Source organism: Frankia sp. CcI49 (assembly GCF_001983215.1).
Classification (GTDB): Bacteria; Actinomycetota; Actinomycetes; order Frankiales; family Frankiaceae; genus Parafrankia; species Parafrankia irregularis.
Map to the genome: position 1 here is coordinate 420,473 of NZ_MOWP01000017.1, position 16,456 is coordinate 436,928.

Here is a 16,456-nt window from a genome sequence, read left to right on the forward strand (position 1 = left end):
AATCCCGCCCCTGACCTGTTCGTCCGGGCTGGCTCTGGTACCGCTTCGCAAAGCAGGAGGATGCGGCGGAACAAGGCGGAACAAGGCACATCATTTGGCGCCAGCAGGTTTCCCGGCAACCCGACGGAGCCGGGTTGCCGGGGGCGGGAATGCGCGTGGGGAGCCCATCCCTTCGCGATCTCGACCTGCCGGTGGAGCCGACGCGCGCGCCGGACGACGCCGGGCTGGGCCGATCTGGGCTGGGCCGATCTGGGCTGGGCTCCGTCCGGTCAGACCCGGAAGGGACCGGTGACCTCGAAGGTGATGCCGGCTGTGGACGAGTTCGTCGTGCCGCGCTGCGAGGAGAAGTAGAGCCGGTCGCCGGCCGGCGTGAAGGCCGGCCCGGTGATCTCCGAACCACTGTGGCCGTCGACCCGCAGAAGCGGCGCCACGATTCCGTCCGGGGTGATGATGTTGATCTCCATGTTGCCGCCGTCCTCGGCCACGAAGAGATCCCCGGCACGCGAGCCTGTGATGTTGTCAACGCCGGTCAGCGGCGGGTTCGCGCCGGCCTGAGCGGCATCGTAGAGAATGGACAGCGACTGGGCGGACGCGTTGTAGGCCCAGACCCGGTTGTCGCCCTTCGTGGTGAAGTAGCAGATGTCGTTCGCGTACCAGCAGCCCTCTCCACCGTTGAAATGCGCCGCGGCCGAGACCTGGTTTCGCGTCGCCTGCAGGAGCCCCGCCGGGGTGGGTACCCGAGCCCACCCGACGGGTCCGGTCGCGCCGGTGGTGGCCGTGAGCACCTCCAGCGTTCCCGACGACAGGTCGCCCCAGGTCGTCGGCCGGAAGCGGTAGAAGCATCCGTCGGTCTCGTCCTCGGTCAGGTAGACCACCTGCCGAACGGGGTCGCAGGCGGCGGCCTCGTGCTTGAAGCGCCCCATCGCCGGACGGCTTACCGCTGACGTTCCGCCCTGCGGGAAGGTTTCGAACACCCGTCCGAGCCAGATCTCCTCGCAGGACAGCCAGGTTCCCCACGGCGTCGGGCCACCTGCGCAGTTCGCGTTGGAAAAGGACAGGATGGACCCAGCCGAAACGATGGTTCCGTTCGCGTCGAAACGCAGGGCCGAGGCCCCTCCTATCACCGGAAGCTCCGAATTGGAGACGTAGACCCAGCCGCCGCCGTCCCGGGGGAAGCAGGCGCCTCCGTCCGGTGCCCCGTGCCAGAGATACGAGGTGCCCGACACGGCCTGACCGGACCTCGCCACGATTCGGCTGGTGAAGCCGCTCGGCAATGCCACTCCGTTCGCATCGGCGGCACCGAGCGGCCCGTACGGGCTTGTTCCGGGCTGGGCTGAGGCAGCAAGAGCCGCGTCCCAGGCCGCTCCGGCGAATACGGCGGTCCCCGCCCCCGCCACGGAAAGACGGAAAAGTGTCCGACGGTTCATACGAGCCTTTTCCGCCTCACGGTGCATGGTCGGGGGTTCTGCAGATGCAGGTCGACGATCGAAAAGGCTCACCCTGCACTCCTTCCGGTCAAACAGGCTGTGTTTCAACGAACACGAAACCTACTTTGCGGCCGGATCCGGCACCACGACGCTCAGATGAACGTTCCGGGTCGACCACGCGCCGCCGACATGCGCGCCTCGCGGCGCGCGAAGGTACCACGCGAACGTGGCGCTGGAGGTACGGAACACCCGACGGCGCATCCCTCGGCGGCCCCTGGCGGGCGCCGCAGCGACCTCCACCCACCGGAAACCAGGCCGGGCAGATTTCGCCGCCTGATTACCGGAAAACCCAAGATAACAACACCGTTAACACCATCGAAACGCATCGTTCTCACTCCGGAGAGACCTTTGTCGGGCAGGGCGTCAGCCTGCGGTCAAGGATCGCGGRCATCGGTCGGAGCACCACCACCACATCGAAACGGGCGTCTGCACTGATCCATGACGGCCGGTGGCAGGACCGAGACAGCTACAGCCACGGCTTCCATCTCCCGGGAGGACACAGGTTCGGTGATCACCGACGATCTGGCTGCCGTGGTCCTCGACTCCCTGCCGTCCCGCATCGCCGTTCTCGGGCCGGACGGAACGGTCGTGCGCCTCAACGACGCGTGGCGGCGCAGCGCCGCCGCGGGGCTCGCGGTCGTCCCGGTCCGCCCCGGTACCAGCTGGCTCGCCGCCTGTGACACCGCCGGCCAGGACGCGGCTCCGCTGCGCCAGCTCGCTCTCCTGACCCGGCGGATGCTCAACTCACGCCGCGAGCAGGTGCACCTCGAGCTCCCCGTCTCCTCGCCCCGCGGCGAGCGTTGGGTGGATGTCCGGATCAGAGGGCTGAGCCGTGGGGACGGACTGGTTGTGGTGGTCGACGACGTGACCGAACGCCACGGCCAGGCCGTCGCGCTTCGACAACGTGCCCTGCATGATCCGGTGACCGGGCTTCCCAACCGCCTGGCGCTCCGTGATCTGATCGACGATGCCCTGGAAGCGAACGCGGCGGTCGAACCGGGCTATGCCGCGCCGCCCGGCCGGACCAGTCCCAGCGAACGACGAACACCATCCCCACGGGCGAGTAGCGCGAGCCAGCCTCCGACGCCGGGCCCCGTTCGGGCTATGCCAGCGCGAGTGACGACGACACGAGCGCCGGCGACCGGGCGGCCTGTCACTCCGGGGACCGAGGTCCCCGGAGTGGCCATCCTGTTCCTGGATCTGGACCGATTTCGCCTGGTCAACGAGAGGTACGGCTACGCGGTCGGCGACAGCACTCTCTGCGCGGTGACGCGGCGGTTTCAGGCCGTGCTCGGTTCCGATGCGCTGCTCGGCCACTGGGGCGGCGACGAGTTCGTCATCGTCATGTCGAAGACGACCAGCTCAGCGGCAACCCTTCTGGCGGACCAGGTCGGTTCCTCCCTCGCTGAGCCCTTGCTCGTCGACGGACAGCAGATCCAGATCACGGTGAGCGTTGGGCTGGCCTTCGTGGGACGACTCCGATCGGGCCATGACGTCGCCGCGTCGCCCAAGCCGCTCGGTTCGGCCGCGGCCATGGGCCCGGCAGGTTCAGGAACGCCGTCGTCCGACGCGGAGGCGCTGGTGAGAGCGGCTGGCGACGAAGTTGTGCGGGCGAGAGGCCGGCGTTTCGCGCAGTCGAACGATCCTCAACCGAATCAACTCTCCTGACTAGGTAACACAGAGAGAGCAGTCGCTCTCCACCGGTATCGTGCCGGCCATGTGGATCACCTGCACCGTGGCGCTGCCAGCCGAGAACGGGCATCCGCGGGCGGCCGACGGCCAGGCTCCCGCGCAGTCGGCCGACGTCCGGACCGTTCTCATCCGTGCCGCCCCCGAGACACCGATGCGCGTGATCGCCGACGCGTTGGCGGCGTCGCGGCCGGGTGGCAGCGACAACCCGGGCTCCGGGCGGCACCCTCCCAGCAACCGCGGGCGCCCTCCCAGCGGACGCGGGTCTCCCCTTGGCGGCCGGGAGCGCCATCCAGCCACGTCGCAGCACCGACGGGTACCCGCACCATCCGTCCAGATCGACGGCGTCGAGATCGACGCGGCGCTGCGGCTCGGCGCATCCCCACTGCGCGACGGATCGCTGGTGGGCCTCGGGACACCACTCGGCCAGCGCAGAGAAGCCCTGGGCCTGGTCGAGCTCCGGGTCACCGGCGGCCCGGGCTCGGGAGCCGTATACCAGCTCGCCGCCGGCGAGTACGGTGTCGGCGCGGATCCTCTCGGTGGCATCGTTCTTCCCGAGCAGACAGCACCGCCACAGGCGCTGACCCTGCGGATCGAGGTCGACGGTTCCTGCGTCGTCACACCCACGGTTCAGTCCGAGGTGTGGATCGACGGTTGCCGGCGCACCGGCCCCGTCACCTTCTCCGCGCTACGGCACGCGAGTGACCTGGCCGGGCTGGCGATGCAGGTCGGAGGCAGGTCTCTGCTGCTCACCGCGCCCAGTCCGCCAGACGCACTGCTTCGGCCGGAGCATGCCGGATCAGGTCTCGAGATCAGCCGGGAGCCACGTCTGGTGCGTTGGGCCGGCGACAGCCGCTACCGCCTGCCCGTACTGCCCACGGCGCCGCCGGCCGCGCCGCCCCCGGTACTGGCAGCGCTCCTGCCGGCGGTCGCCGCCGGTGGCATGGCAGTTGTCCTGCACGCCGCCCACCTCCTGCTGTTCGCGGCGCTGGCGCCGTTGTCCCTGTTGGGATCCCATCTGGCGGGCAAACGCCGCAACAGACGCGACCATCGTCGCGCGCTCGCCGAGTACCAGCACTCCAGAGCCGACGTCGAACGGGATGYCGCAGCCGCGCTGCAGCACGAGTCCGCCGTCCGGCGCGCGTCCCACCCCGACGCCGCTGCGGTGATGCTGCGTGCGGTGGGGCCTCGGCGCGGCCTGTGGGAGCGTCGCCCGGAAGATCCCGACTTCCTGCACCTTCGTGTGGGCACGGGAGACGTGCCGAGCCGAGTCCGGCTGGAGGACCCGGCGGCGCCGGACCACCGCCGGACAACCCGATGGATGTTGCGGGCCGTGCCGGTCACGGTCCCGCTGCCCGATATCGGCGTCCTCGGCGTCGTCGGCGCGAGCGGTTTCGCCCGAAGGCTCGGCTTCTGGCTCGTTTCGCAGGCCGCGGCGCTTCACAGCCCGCGAGATCTGGCGATCCACCTTGCCGTCGACCCCGCCGCGGCGCCGAGCTGGGAGTGGACGCGGTGGCTGCCGCACTGCCGCCCAGCCGGCGGTCCGCCGGGCTCCGTGCACGTCGGCGCCGATGGGCCGGGCCGGGCGCGTCTGGTCGATGAGCTGGTGGCGCTGACCGAAGCACGGCTGCGCCTGGCCGATCGCGGCGCCGGCAGCCGGACCGGGGGCGCTCCCGCGATCCTGGCTGTCATCGAAGGCGCGGCTACGCTGCGCGCCGCGCTGATCCCGGTACTGCGGTCCGGGCCTGGCGTCGGCATACACGTGGTCTGCCTCGAACACGACCCACGGCTCCTCCCGCCCGAGTGCGTGGCAGTCGTGGACGAAGGCCCGGCCGGGGTTCGGTTGCGACAGCAGGGGCACCCGGACATCGACCGCATCCAGCCGGATCTCGTCGGTGGCGCGGAAACGCCCTCCACAGCCGACCGGCCCCGCGGAGCTCCCAGGGAATCGATCTCCACAAGGCTCTCGGCGACCACAACCGCCGCTTCCGAGTCCACCACCGCGGCTGGGCGATGGTGCGAGCGGTTGGCCCGTGCGTTGGCGCCACTACGTGATCCCGGGCCCCAGGCATCGGGCGGGACGCGGCTGCCGACGGACATCCGGCTGCTGGATCTTCTGGAGCTGGATCCACCGAGCTCACGGGTGCTCGCCCCACGCTGGATCACGGCTGGCGGCGCGGCGACGTTTCCGATTGGCGTGTGCCCGACCGGAGCAGTCAACCTCGACCTGAGCCGCGACGGACCACACGCCCTCGTCGCCGGGACCACGGGGGCGGGAAAGTCCGAGCTTCTCCAGTCCCTGGTCGCCTCGCTGGCCATCCACAACCGCCCCGACGAGATGACCTTCGTCCTGATCGACTACAAGGGTGGCAGTGCCTTCGGTGACTGCGCCCGGCTGCCGCACGCCGTCGGCCTCGTCACCGATCTCGATCCGCACCTGGTCCAGCGCGCGCTGGACTCCCTCGGCGCTGAGCTGCGGCGGCGGGAGTCGCTGTTCGCAGCCGCTGGTTGCAAGGACATCGGCGAGTACCGACGCGCCGTGCGTACCCGGCGCGCCCGGCCCGCCGGGTCGACCGGGTCCGACGTACCAGGCGGGATGCAGCCGGATCCGTTGCCGCGGCTCGTCGTCGTCGTGGACGAGTTCGCCGCGCTCGTCCGTGAGCTCCCGGACTTCGTCACCGGCCTGGTGGGGCTTGCGGGCCGAGGGCGCTCGCTGGGCATGCACCTGGTGCTCGCCACCCAGCGCCCCGCCGGCGTCGTCTCGCCGGAGATCCTGGCCAACACGACCAGTCGTTAATAGGACCACCACCTGCGTCCGCCAGGCAGACGCCACCGATGCCCTCGGCCGGACCTGGAGTCCGAGCCGGGGTTCGCCGTCCCCGTTCGACGCGCTGCGGCAGATCGACGAGCATGGCCGGGAGTTCTGGTCCGCGCGGGAGTTGGCTCCACCGTTCGGGTACTCGAAGTACGAGCGGTTCGCGGTTGCGGCCGAGCGGGGCAGGGTGGCCTGCGAGAACGCGGGGCACGACCCGGAAGATCACTTTCGAGGAGCCTCGAAGGTCAACTTCAGCGGCCGGCGGTCGGTGGAAGTCTCCGACGTCCACCTCACCCGCTTCGGTGCCTACCTCGTGGCTATGAACGGCGACCCGCGCAAGCTGGAGATCGCCGCGGCGCGCACCTCGTCTGTGATGCGTTTCTCCTGCTTCGATTTGACCTCGTGCGTAGCATGCGAGTAGTGAGCCCTGCGGAGGACCCCTCGACGAACTCCGGCAGCCGGCGGCGTGCCGCTGTTCTGGCGGTGCTCCGTGCCGCGCGGGCCAGCGGATTTGTGATCAATCGGATGAAGCTCGCCAAGATGCTCTACCTAGCCGATTTGCGGGCGGTCCAGGCCGGCGAGGTCCCCGTCAGCGGTGTGGAGTGGAAGTGGTTGCACCACGGCCCGTTCAGTAACGCCCTGCTGGACCTTGAGGATCAGCTTGTGGCGGACGGGGTCGTCAGCAGTGAGCCGAGATCGTATGCGTTCGGCCGCGAGGTCCGTCTGAGGCTGGTGAACGACACTGGTCTGCATCTACCTGAGGACGAAGAGCGATATCTGATCGACATCGTCGCGGAGATGGGGAACCTCGCAGCTTCGTCGCTCAAGCAGCTCAGCTACCAGACACCGCCGATGGTCGAAGCGCTCAAGGGCGGTCATCGGGGCGTGGTTCTCGACCTGGACATCGTGCGGCCAGTCCCCCGGGTGCGGCGCACGCTCGCACGACTCCGTGAGGTCCTGCGGGAGCAGCCGGAAGAGTTCGACGATGATGATGTGGAAGAGGAGATGGCGCGCGAGCTGGAGGAGCTCGCCCCGCTCCGCGGCGCGGCGAACAGGCTGATGATCGGAGATCCGTGAGCTCTGGGTGGCGTCCCATCGTCATCGGCGGCATCTACTGGATCAACGACGACAAGATCAGCATGCCGCCCGAGACCAATCGCTTGAACCACCCACGACGGATGGTCCTGGTGGTCTCCGGACCGTCGAACGGCGATCCCGCCTGGCCTCTCGTCCAGATCATGCCCCTGTCCTCTCAGAGCACCCGGAAAACCCGCTGGTGCGTGAAGATCAACGCAGGTCAGGGGAACGTCGAGCGGAAGTGTTGGGTGCGTATTCCCTTGTCACAGCCCATCCTTAAGGCGGACCTCCAAGATCAGGTGGGGGTTCTACCCGAAGCTCTGCTCCTCCACGTCCAGGCGAACATGGCGGCCTACCACGGCCTCGAAGACGAAGACGAAGAGGACGACCCGAAGGGCTGAGCGCCTGCGAGGCGGTCATGCCGCAGCCTGGACCACGCCTGGGTGGCACCTCGGGCAGGGGGCGCCAGCGGGCCGGCCGGTGTCGGTCCTGTAGGCCGTGTTCGCCTTCATGACCGCGGGTGAGTGGCCGGCGTCTCCGCCGCAGGAGCCGCACCAGGCGGGAACACCCCTGCTAGCCGTTTGGGGTGCGGGTGTGCCCATCCACCCACCTGGTGCGGTTCCGGTGCCCCACGGGTCGCTCAGCGGCTCAGCTGGGGCCACGCTGGCGGGCTGCCCGTCCTCGGTGATGACGACCGTGCCCGTGTTGTCGAGGCGCTTGYCGCCGTCGGTGGCCTCCGCCGCCCAGGTGCGCAGCTCGTCGAAGCCGCGGGCACGCCGCGCGGCCTTGCTCTCCCACCGGCCGCCGACCTGCGGCGGGATCACCGAGGCCAGGAACCGGGTCGGGGCCGCCTCGACCGCCGTCCGCAGGTACGCCACCGGGTCCGACACTGCGCGTGGGGTGCCGTCCTTCGCGTGGAGCACCATCGCCACGCCCTTCTCAGCGAGCTCGCGATCGATGCTCTGCCCGGTCACCTCGCGGACCAGGCCGATGAGCGCCTGGACCAGGTCGATACTGGCATCGACAGCGGGAGTCTGCCCCTCGTTCTCCTCGGTGCTCGGGGTAGACCCGGCCGGGCTGGTGCCGGCTGTGGGCATCGGCTGGTGCGGGGCCGGCGGGCCCGTATCTGCCGTGGCGCTGGTGCCGGGCGGGGTGGGTTCTGCCCTGGGGTTGGGGTTTTCCACAATTGGATCAGTCTCGTGCGCACGCGCGAGATCATCATCAGAAGTTCTCTGATCTTCTTCACTGGTCTTCTTGCTCTGGTCTTCTAGTACTTGTCCACCCGGTTGCCGCGTTGCGGCCGACGGCGGTGCGGTTGACCGCATTGCGGAAACCGGTAGCGCGGTGGGCGTGCTCGGTTCGCTACCGTCTGCGGATCCTGCTGTGCTGCTGGCCGGGGTGGCGTGGAAGATCCACGGGGCGGGTGTCCACCGCCCACGCTCCCGCCTGGCCCGCGGCCTCTCCAGGTGCCCGGTGGCTTCGAGCGCTTGGCATGCGGCGGCAATCGCGCGGCGCCCCTCCGGGAACTCCCGCTCCAGGTGCTCGGCGTTCACGAGGTAGCTCTCCGCGTGCGAGAGCGCGTAGTGAAGGATCTTGTAGGCCAGCGCGGGGAGTTGCACCGCGCGGAGCGTCGCGTTGGGGATCCGGCCGAAGTCGCGGGACAGGTCACCGCGGTGAAGCACAGTCCGGACCGTGTCCGGCTTCTCGTCCCCGTCGGGGGGTTCTGGCGCGCCGGACGCGCCATGTTGGGCATCATGGCCCACGGGTCATCTCCTGCTGGTTCAGGGGGTGATCAAGGGCCCGTCGGGTGTTGGTAGCACCGGGCGGGCCCGTTTCGTTGGCCGACGGAAGTGCTCTGCCGGCGATTGGTGGTCGAGCGAGTCAGCCCCGGTCGGCGGCCCACGCGCGGATCTCGTCCGCCTTCCAGAGGCGAGCGTGGTGCAGCCGGTAGACGGCGGTTGGCAGGTCTGCCAGCGCCAAGAGCTCGTGCGGCTGCTTTCCGAGGTGCGCTGCGACGTCGGCGGCAGCCCAGAGCTCCGGCAGCTTCTCGACGTCTGCGTCACGGACAGCGTCCGGCCGATGGATGGTGATCCAGTTCTCGACGTCCTCGGGGCGCCAGAACGGCACTGCGCCGCGTAGGCCGCGGGTGATCGGCCGCGGAAACGTGTCGGTCTTGGTGAGCTGACGGGCCCGTTCGCGAGAGGTCCCGATCCGGTTGGCGATGTCGCTCGTGGTCCAGAGCTGCGGCTCATCCGGGCGGGTCACACCTCCAATCCTGGCACGGCACAACCACGGACGGTTGCCCAAGCGTCTAGCGCAAACGCATTTGCGCTTGTGCCACTCTATGCGCTAACGTCGCCCCTGTCACAAACGCACCGAGGCCACGAAGGGAGGGACATGGAGCACGAAACCAGCCCGGATCCGCTTCTCACGACAGGTGAGGCGATCCGCGAGCTCGCCGACCGGGGTCTACGGATCCACCAGCGGACGTTGATCCGCTGGGCGAGATCGGGCGGGGTTCCGGCGGAGACGCTGCCGTCGGGTCGCCTGCGCTACCGGCTCAGCGACGTGGCCGCCATAGCAACCAGCCAGCCCACTGTCTGAACGAAGGCGGCCCCGGTCGGAGTTCGCACCTCCGGCCCGGGGCCTGGACCTGAAACCCCTGCGAACACAGGAGCATCAAGCCATGAGTGACATCCTCGCCTACGTCCCCGGCTACCGTCCCGCGACCGCCGAGATCCGCCCTGGCGTCGACGAGGCCGCCGGAATCACCGACTCGAGCGACGCGGTCATGTACGCCGACCCCACCGGCCCTTGGCCCGGCATTGGCCTGTCGGCTGGCGCGACGTTCGGAGACTTGGCGCGGGCGGCTGCGGCGATGCCCGCCGACGCGCTGATCACCAACTGGTCACCGCTGCGCGACACCATCGAGATCTTCGGCGCCGTCCCGAGCTCGGTGGCACTGGCCCGCGCGCAGGTGATGGCCGAGTACGGCTCCGAGGAGTGCGACCCCTGGTTCGCGGCGGCCACCGAGCCGCCGGCCAGCCGCACCCCGGCTGCCGCCTGACCGGCCCCACACGCAAGGCGCCCCCGCCCGAGAGTTGCGACCTCCGGGCGGGGGCTGACGAAACCACCTGACAGCACCAGGAAGGCTCCGCTGTGCCCCAGCATCCCACCCTCACCCGGCTCCGCTCCCGGGCCGCCGGCATCACACGCCGGCTCGTCACCCGCGCTGCGGTCCGGATCCTCACCGCGGTGAACCCCGCCCCCGCGGCCGCCACCACCGAGAAGGCCCCCGCGGGCCCCGCCGTGGTGCCGTCAATCGCCGAGATCGAGGCGTGGGCGCCCGTGCACCTCGCCGCTGCCAAGGCCGACCGGATCGGCGCCCAGGCGAAGCGGAAGGCCGCCAAGACCCTCAAGGGCCTGCCCGCCGGGGTCTACGGCCGCGTGACCATCGCCTACAAGCCGTCCACCCGGAGCATGGCGGACCTGACCGCGATCCGGGCCACCTACGCCCGGTACGRCCTCGGTGAGGTCCCGATGGTCTCGGTCGCCCCGTCGATRATTGTCACCGTCACGGAGGCCAGCAGCACGGACAGCGCCCCGGCCACCGACGCCCAGGCGGACAGCGCCGGGAAGCTGGCGGTGGCAGCGTGAAGGCGCTGATCCCGGCCTCCGAGCTGGAGCCGACCGCCGGGGACATGGCCCGCGCACGCGCGCACTTCGCCGACTGCGGTGAGTACAGCGCGCTGCGGTCCGAGCTGGCGGCCGTGACGGTGCACTCCGAGAACCTCGCCCAGGCCCTGGCCATCGGTAACCGGTGGATGGCCGCCGCCTACGTGCGCACGCTGGTGGCGCACAGGCGGGTGTACGACGCGCTGTGCGCCGAGCTGGACATCGAGCACGGCGCCACCCTGGCGGCGACCACCGCCCAGACGGGTGGTGCCTGGTGAGCGCCGAGGACTGCTACCCGGAGCTGCCGGCGGACTGCCGGCCAACCGAGGCTGACCTGGCCAGGGTCCGCACGGAGTACAGCCGCTACCTCGACGACCCGAACGGGCAGCTCTACGCGGCAGCCACGGGCGCGCTGTACTCCGCCCTGCGGCAGGCCATCGGCGGCACGCAGGAGTGCGCTGCCGCCGTCCGCTACGCCCTGGCGGTCCGCCTGGTCGCCACCGGCGGTGCCCTGTGAGCGCCCCCGCCAACCCGGCCCGGGGCCGGCTCCCGAAGGAGTGCCCGCCGCCGGCCAACCGGGACAGCCCCGGCAACGGCGCGCTGTCCCGGAACGACCCCGACGAGCACGCCGGCCGCGGCCAGAACAGCGGCAACGGCAGCGGCCAGCAGGGAGACCGGCGATGAACGCCTGGACGGAACGGCGACTCGCGGAACGGGCCGCTGAGCGGGAACAGGCCCGCCTCGACCGGGCAGCGGCGGCGGAGCTGGCCCGGGAGGACCAGGCCGCCGCCGCCGACCTGGCGATGCGTGCACAGGCGGAGGCTGACCAGCGTGCGGCCTCCCGCCGGGCGGAGAAGGACGCACGGAAGGCGAAGCGGGCCGCGTGGCGGCGGGAGCACGCCGTCGAGCTGTGGGTGTATCCCCTCGCGGTCGTCTCCGCGGTCATGGCGGTGCCGAGCATGGCCGCCTGGGGCTGGCACACCTACGGCAACCCGACCGGGCTTGTACTCCCCCTGCTTTCGGAGCTGGGTGTGTGGGCGTTCGCCGCCGCGGTGCACGTGTCCCGCCGCCGGCACCCGGACCGGCCGGTGGTCACCCTCCAAACCGGCATGATCGTGTTCGGCGCGGTTGCCTTCGGGCTGAACTTCGCGCACGGCGCCGAACGGTCGATCGTCACCGGCCTCGTGATGGGCATCGTGTCGGTCGCCGGCCCGGCCGCCCACCAGCTGGCCGTCGCCTCCCCACCCCGGAGCCGGGCGGAGCGAGCCGCCGCCCGCATCGACAAGCAGGCGCAGCGCCGTGTCGACCGGGCCCGCCGCACCGCCGTACGCACCGCAGCGGTGGAGCTCGACGAAGCCGGCAACGCACGGTTGATCTTCGTTGCGGGGGTGTACCAGCAGGCCGGCCGGAAGCTCACCAGAGCGGCCGTACCGGGCCGGCCGGTCGCCCCGGCCGAGGCCGACTGGGACGGCTGGCTGGCCACTCTCGACCCCAACGCCGGCCCCGTCGAACCGGCCTTCTCGGACGGGGGGTCACCCGACTTTGCCGCCGACCCGACTACCGAGCCCGACCAGCAGGAATACGACGGCGAGTCGGCCCCGGGAACGGGTGGAGTCGGTGTCCTCGACAGGCCCGAGTCGGGTGATTCCGGGACGCCCGGAAAGGGCCGTCGGATCGACCCGGACGCCCGCCGGAAGCTGACCCCAGATGAGGCGCTCGCCGCGGCCCGCAGGCTCGCGAGGCGGACCGGTAAGCCCCTCACGGCCGCGCAGCTGCGCGGTGCCCTGCGGGTTGGTCAGGACACTGCGCGCGAATTGCGGGACCAGGTGAACCGCGAAGTCTTCGGGGGCGGAGCGTGACGGCCGCCCGTACAGGTCGGCAGCAGCCGGCGGACACCTCCGCACCCGCCCCGGCTGCAGCGGCCGGGGGTGAGGAGCCACAGTCGACCCCGCCACCGACCCCAGGCCGGAAGGGTCCGGCGGAGCAGAACGGGCGGGTGCAGCGGGTGCAGCTCGGGCCGCTGGCAGTGCTGGCCGGTGAGGCCGCGACCAGCGCGGGTGCCGGCCTGTACATGGCAGTGGGGCTGCCGGGGCTCCTGGCCGCCGGTGCGGCTGGGACGGGAGCGGCGGCGTATCGGATGACGCGGCCTGGCCGTGGGACGTCCCGCGCGGGCGGGCCCAGCCTGGCCGCCGCCGGCCGGTCCCGCGCGGCCCGCACGTCCCGGGCGTCGGCGCTGCCGACCCTGCCTGGCGGTGGGGCGGCGCGGCGCCGCGCGGGCCGTACTGGTGCGGGGGTGGGTCTGCCGAAGCTGGGCGGGTCGCCGGCGGGCAGGCGCCGTGCCGGGTCGGGTGGGGGTCGCGCTGGTGCGGTGCCGGGGATGGGGCGGCGGGTCGCCGGCTTGGGCCGGGTCAGGCTGCCCCATCGGCCTGGTGCCACCACGAGCGCGCCAGGTGCGCGCCGGGCGGGTCGGCTGGCGGCACGCGCGGGCCGTGGGATCGGGCGTGTCATCCGTAGGGCGGCCCGGCCGGGTCTGCGGCGGCGCTGGATCCGACGGGCGGTGGCCACGCTGCTGGCCGCCGCCGCGTTGGGGGTGCGGGCCGGGTGGCGCCGGCTTCGCCGCCCCGACCGGGACGACATCGACGGTGACGGCGGAGTCGCCGACACCGTGGCCGACCCGGCCAACGACAACGAGAACGAGGGCCAGGGCGACGGCGACGTCCCGGAGCTGGTCGTGGTGCCCGGCGACCCCCCGCCGCCCGCCGCTGACCTGGCGGCACGACGGATCCCGACAACCACAGGAGGAACAGGGATGTTCACCCCCGCCGCGCTGATCGAGGAGGCGCTCGCGAAAGCCGCCGCCTACGACCCGGAGGACATGTGGCAGTTCGTCGACGACCTCGGCGCCCTGCCGGAGATGGTCATGAACTTCGGGAAGATCTTCACCACGCTCGGAGAGAAGGTCGAGAACGACCTGCCCGCGGCTACCACCGTCGCCGAGCTGCTCTACGCGATCGCCCGCGTCACCGCCGCTGTCACGGTCGCAGCTGAGGAGGCGGAGCCGGGCGCGCGGCGCATCCTCGAAACCGACCTCGCTCGCCGTGACGCCCCGCGCGGTGACGAGCGGAAGTGGAACGTCTGAGATGGGGATGCGGGACGCACTGCCGGGCCGTGACGAGTGGGAGCACGGCCCGGTGATGGGCACGATCAACGCCGCGGGTGCGGCGTTCACCGCCGCCGCGGTCGGCCACGCCGCCGACCTCGACCCCATCTGGGGTGCGGTCGGCGGTGCCGCGGGTGCCCTGGGCGCGGTCGTTGCCGGGCGCCGCGCGGACCTGTCCGGTAGCGCGGTCAGCTACCGGGCCTGCTGCTGGGCGGCGGCCGGTGGCTGGGTCACCCGGGCGTTGGCGACGACCCCGTGGGACATGACCGGTGTGGGGATGCTCGCCGCCGGTGCGCTGGGCGCCGGGGTGCTGGCCCCGGCCCTGTCCCGGCACCAGCGGGGCGAAGCCGAGCGGGCCGCCCGCCGGCTGATCATCGGCGCCCGGCAGGCACGGGCCGCAGAATGGGAGGAGCGGGTCGACCGGGTGTGCCGCCAGCGCGGCACCCACGTCCTGGGGATCCAGGCGTGGGCGCCAGTCACCCGGGCCGACGGGACCGTCATCACCGAACCCGGCTACACCGTCGAGATCCGGCTCCCCAAGGGCGGTGCGACCGCGGCGACGATCGCCGCTGCGGCGGCGGGGCTGGCCTCGGACGCCGACCTGCCCACCGGCTGCGGTGTCGAGGTCCGCCCCGGGGTCCGCCGTAGCCGGGTGCTCCTCGACGTCGGCCTGGTCAACATGCTCGACATCGAGATCCCCTACCCCGAGGACTACCCGCTGGGCTCCTGCCTGCGCCCCTACTCGCTGGGCAAGAAGCCGAACGGCAAGCCGGCGGCGATCCACACCCGGGAGCGGTCCGGCCTGTTCACCGGGTCGAAGGGCTCCGGGAAGTCGAACCTGCTGAACGTGCTGACCAGCCGGAACGTGGAGATGGTCGACAACCTCGTCTGGATGATCGACCTATCCGGGGGGCGGCTCGTCCTGCCCTGGATGCGCGCCTACCTCGAAGGCCGCGCCACCCGCCCGCCGCTGGACTGGGTCGCCGGAGACGCCGACGAGGCGCTGCGGATGTGCCAGGCCGCGCACCGCATCGGCACCGGCCGCGGGAAGGAGTACGCCGGCCTCATGCACCACGCGGACTCCGACATGCTGCCGCTGTCCGCGCAGGTCCCCCAGATCACGATCATCGTCGATGAGTCGAAGTCCATCACCGGGCAGCAGGTCACCAGCTCCGACCGGACCAAGCTCACGAAAGCGATGCTCGACGTCCTGGAGGAGTGCCGGGCGATGGGCGTCAACGTCCACCGGTCCAACCTGCGGTCCACCGGCGACGCCCTCGGCGGCATCGACGTCCGGGTACAGTCCGACATTCTGATCATGATGAAGCCGAAAACCGAAGAGATCGCCAAGCTCTTCGACAACGCCGCCGGACTCAAGGCCGAGGACGCCCCGCACAAGGGCAACGGCCTGTGCTCCCAGGACTCCGAACGGCCCTACCCCTTCATGACGTTTCGGACCACCCCGCAGGCGATCGACCGATGCGCCGTCGCGGTCTCCGACCGCCGCCCCGGCCTCGACACCCCCTCCGCCCGCCTCGCCGGCCCCGACTACACCACCCGCTGGGACCGCATCGGCTGGCTGCAGGCCATCGCCACCACCCCCGCCACCGTCGCCGCGGCCACCGGGACCGGGGGCACGCCCCCAACGTCCGCGGCCGGGACGAACACTGGAGACGGGGGCCACGAAAGCCTGAACGAGGCCCTGGCCGGCATGACCGGCATCGCCGACCAGCTACGCACCGAACGCCTCGCCAGCGACACAGGCCAGGACAACGGCGACCAGGACACCGCGCAAGCCTGGGCGGAGATCGTCGCCGGCTGGGACCAGACCGCCCCCGAACCCACCCCGCCAGCCCGCCGACCAGCCCGGACCACCGCGGAGATCCGCACCCGGATGCTGGAAATCCTCTCCGCCGCCGGCCCCGCCGGGCTGGGCGCCTCCGAGGTGTGGGAGAAGCTCGTGGCCGAAGGATGCGAACGCACCCGCCAAGCCGTCTCGGACTGGCTCCGCGCCGCCGTCGCCGCCGGACAGGTCATCCAACCGGTCGACCGGGGCCCCTACATCCACTCCGACCACACACCCCGCGACGGCGACGGACAGTGACGCAAGGCCGATGACGCAAGGCATGACGCAAGCCGATGACGCAAGGAGCTTGCAACCCCTCTGACAGGCCCTGCGGCACCCTCCAGGCCCGTCATCCCCCGCTTGCGTCATCGGCTTGCGTCATCGACCCTCACGCCCCTCGACGGTCACGACCCGTGGCCGAGGAGAGCACCGACCCCGCGTCGTCCGGTCCGGCTGGCTCTGGCCCGGACGACCATCGACGGGCCGCTGCAGGACCGACCTGACGCGACGCCCACCACTTTGGTGGGGAAGGTCACGTAGCTACTTTGGGTGAGCAAAAGCCGGAAGGCTTGCAGCCTCGCCGTCCGTACCAATCCGTACCAATGAGTACCGATGCGTACCACCAGTGGCCGCCAGTCGCCGCCAGTGGCACCCAGTGGCCGCCAGTCGCACCCCGCCGGAGTTCACCGGAGGTCACCGGAGTCCAA

General features: G+C 71.3%; 17 protein-coding genes. 14 read left to right on the plus strand and 3 right to left on the minus strand.

The genetic code is table 11. From position 1 onward, the window contains the following. Nucleotides 1–269: 269 nt before the first annotated feature. Entirely contained in the window at nt 270–1,427 is a 1,158-nt protein-coding gene (locus CcI49_RS17230) for an alkaline phosphatase PhoX (RefSeq protein WP_076827673.1), read from the minus strand. A gap of 567 nt (nt 1,428–1,994) precedes the next feature. On the opposite strand from CcI49_RS17230, the gene CcI49_RS17235 reads away from it, so the two are divergent. The 5 genes from CcI49_RS17235 (at nt 1,995) to CcI49_RS17255 (ending at nt 7,469) form a co-directional block, all read left to right on the plus strand. Then, complete coding sequence (locus CcI49_RS17235; protein ID WP_054568052.1) at nt 1,995–3,155, plus strand: GGDEF domain-containing protein; 1,161 nt, start codon at nt 1,995–1,997, stop codon at nt 3,153–3,155. A 67-nt stretch (nt 3,156–3,222) separates the two neighbouring features. Beyond that, on the plus strand, nt 3,223–5,973 hold the full coding sequence (locus CcI49_RS17240; protein ID WP_241840107.1) for an FtsK/SpoIIIE domain-containing protein: 2,751 nt from the start codon (nt 3,223–3,225) through the stop codon (nt 5,971–5,973). A 142-nt stretch (nt 5,974–6,115) separates the two neighbouring features. Then, a complete protein-coding gene (locus CcI49_RS17245; RefSeq protein ID WP_076827675.1) occupies nt 6,116–6,412 on the plus strand; it encodes a hypothetical protein in 297 nt (98 codons plus the stop codon). Nucleotides 6,413–6,516: 104 nt separating this feature from the next. Next, nucleotides 6,517–7,068, plus strand: coding sequence for a type II toxin-antitoxin system antitoxin SocA domain-containing protein (locus CcI49_RS17250; protein ID WP_131831110.1), 552 nt, complete (start codon nt 6,517–6,519; stop codon nt 7,066–7,068). Next, nucleotides 7,065–7,469, plus strand: a complete 405-nt coding sequence (locus CcI49_RS17255) for a type II toxin-antitoxin system PemK/MazF family toxin (RefSeq protein ID WP_076827679.1) — start codon at nt 7,065–7,067, stop codon at nt 7,467–7,469. Before CcI49_RS17250 ends, CcI49_RS17255 begins: the two co-directional genes overlap by 4 nt. Before the next feature lie 15 nt (nt 7,470–7,484). On the opposite strand, the gene CcI49_RS17260 is transcribed toward CcI49_RS17255, so the two are convergent. Both CcI49_RS17260 and CcI49_RS42590 read right to left on the minus strand, forming a co-directional pair. Further along, nucleotides 7,485–8,165 (minus strand): hypothetical protein, encoded by a 681-nt coding sequence (locus tag CcI49_RS17260; protein ID WP_076827681.1) that lies wholly within the window; start codon nt 8,163–8,165, stop codon nt 7,485–7,487. 784 nt (nt 8,166–8,949) lie between these two features. After that, nucleotides 8,950–9,333, minus strand: a complete 384-nt coding sequence (locus tag CcI49_RS42590; protein ID WP_076827683.1) for a hypothetical protein — start codon at nt 9,331–9,333, stop codon at nt 8,950–8,952. Between the two features lie 132 nt (nt 9,334–9,465). Between CcI49_RS42590 and CcI49_RS17270 the strand changes: the two genes are divergently transcribed. The 9 genes from CcI49_RS17270 to CcI49_RS44170 all read left to right on the plus strand — a co-directional run bounded on the left by CcI49_RS17270 (nt 9,466) and on the right by CcI49_RS44170 (nt 16,007). Then, the gene (locus CcI49_RS17270; RefSeq protein ID WP_076827685.1) at nt 9,466–9,672 is read left to right on the plus strand and encodes a helix-turn-helix domain-containing protein; all 207 of its coding nucleotides are present in this window, start codon (nt 9,466–9,468) and stop codon (nt 9,670–9,672) included. A gap of 82 nt (nt 9,673–9,754) precedes the next feature. Next, nucleotides 9,755–10,135 carry a hypothetical protein gene (locus CcI49_RS17275; RefSeq protein WP_076827687.1) on the plus strand — a complete coding sequence of 127 codons (381 nt, stop codon included), beginning with the start codon at nt 9,755–9,757 and terminating at the stop codon, nt 10,133–10,135. 92 nt (nt 10,136–10,227) lie between these two features. After that, nucleotides 10,228–10,725 (plus strand): hypothetical protein, encoded by a 498-nt coding sequence (locus CcI49_RS17280; protein ID WP_076827689.1) that lies wholly within the window; start codon nt 10,228–10,230, stop codon nt 10,723–10,725. Next, nucleotides 10,722–11,021: a hypothetical protein gene (locus CcI49_RS17285; RefSeq protein WP_076827691.1), complete on the plus strand. Its 300-nt coding sequence runs from the start codon at nt 10,722–10,724 to the stop codon at nt 11,019–11,021. The genes CcI49_RS17280 and CcI49_RS17285 overlap by 4 nt, the downstream gene beginning before the upstream one ends. Continuing rightward, a complete protein-coding gene (locus CcI49_RS17290; protein ID WP_076827693.1) occupies nt 11,018–11,260 on the plus strand; it encodes a hypothetical protein in 243 nt (80 codons plus the stop codon). The genes CcI49_RS17285 and CcI49_RS17290 overlap by 4 nt, the downstream gene beginning before the upstream one ends. Then, complete coding sequence (locus CcI49_RS42105) at nt 11,257–11,427, plus strand: hypothetical protein (protein WP_158230777.1); 171 nt, start codon at nt 11,257–11,259, stop codon at nt 11,425–11,427. The genes CcI49_RS17290 and CcI49_RS42105 overlap by 4 nt, the downstream gene beginning before the upstream one ends. After that, complete coding sequence (locus CcI49_RS17295) at nt 11,424–12,602, plus strand: hypothetical protein (RefSeq protein ID WP_076827696.1); 1,179 nt, start codon at nt 11,424–11,426, stop codon at nt 12,600–12,602. The genes CcI49_RS42105 and CcI49_RS17295 overlap by 4 nt, the downstream gene beginning before the upstream one ends. A gap of 146 nt (nt 12,603–12,748) precedes the next feature. Further along, entirely contained in the window at nt 12,749–13,882 is a 1,134-nt protein-coding gene (locus tag CcI49_RS17300; RefSeq protein WP_131831111.1) for a hypothetical protein, read from the plus strand. Between the two features lie 7 nt (nt 13,883–13,889). Further along, the gene (locus tag CcI49_RS44170; RefSeq protein ID WP_158230778.1) at nt 13,890–16,007 is read left to right on the plus strand and encodes a hypothetical protein; all 2,118 of its coding nucleotides are present in this window, start codon (nt 13,890–13,892) and stop codon (nt 16,005–16,007) included. Nucleotides 16,008–16,456: the final 449 nt, after the last annotated feature.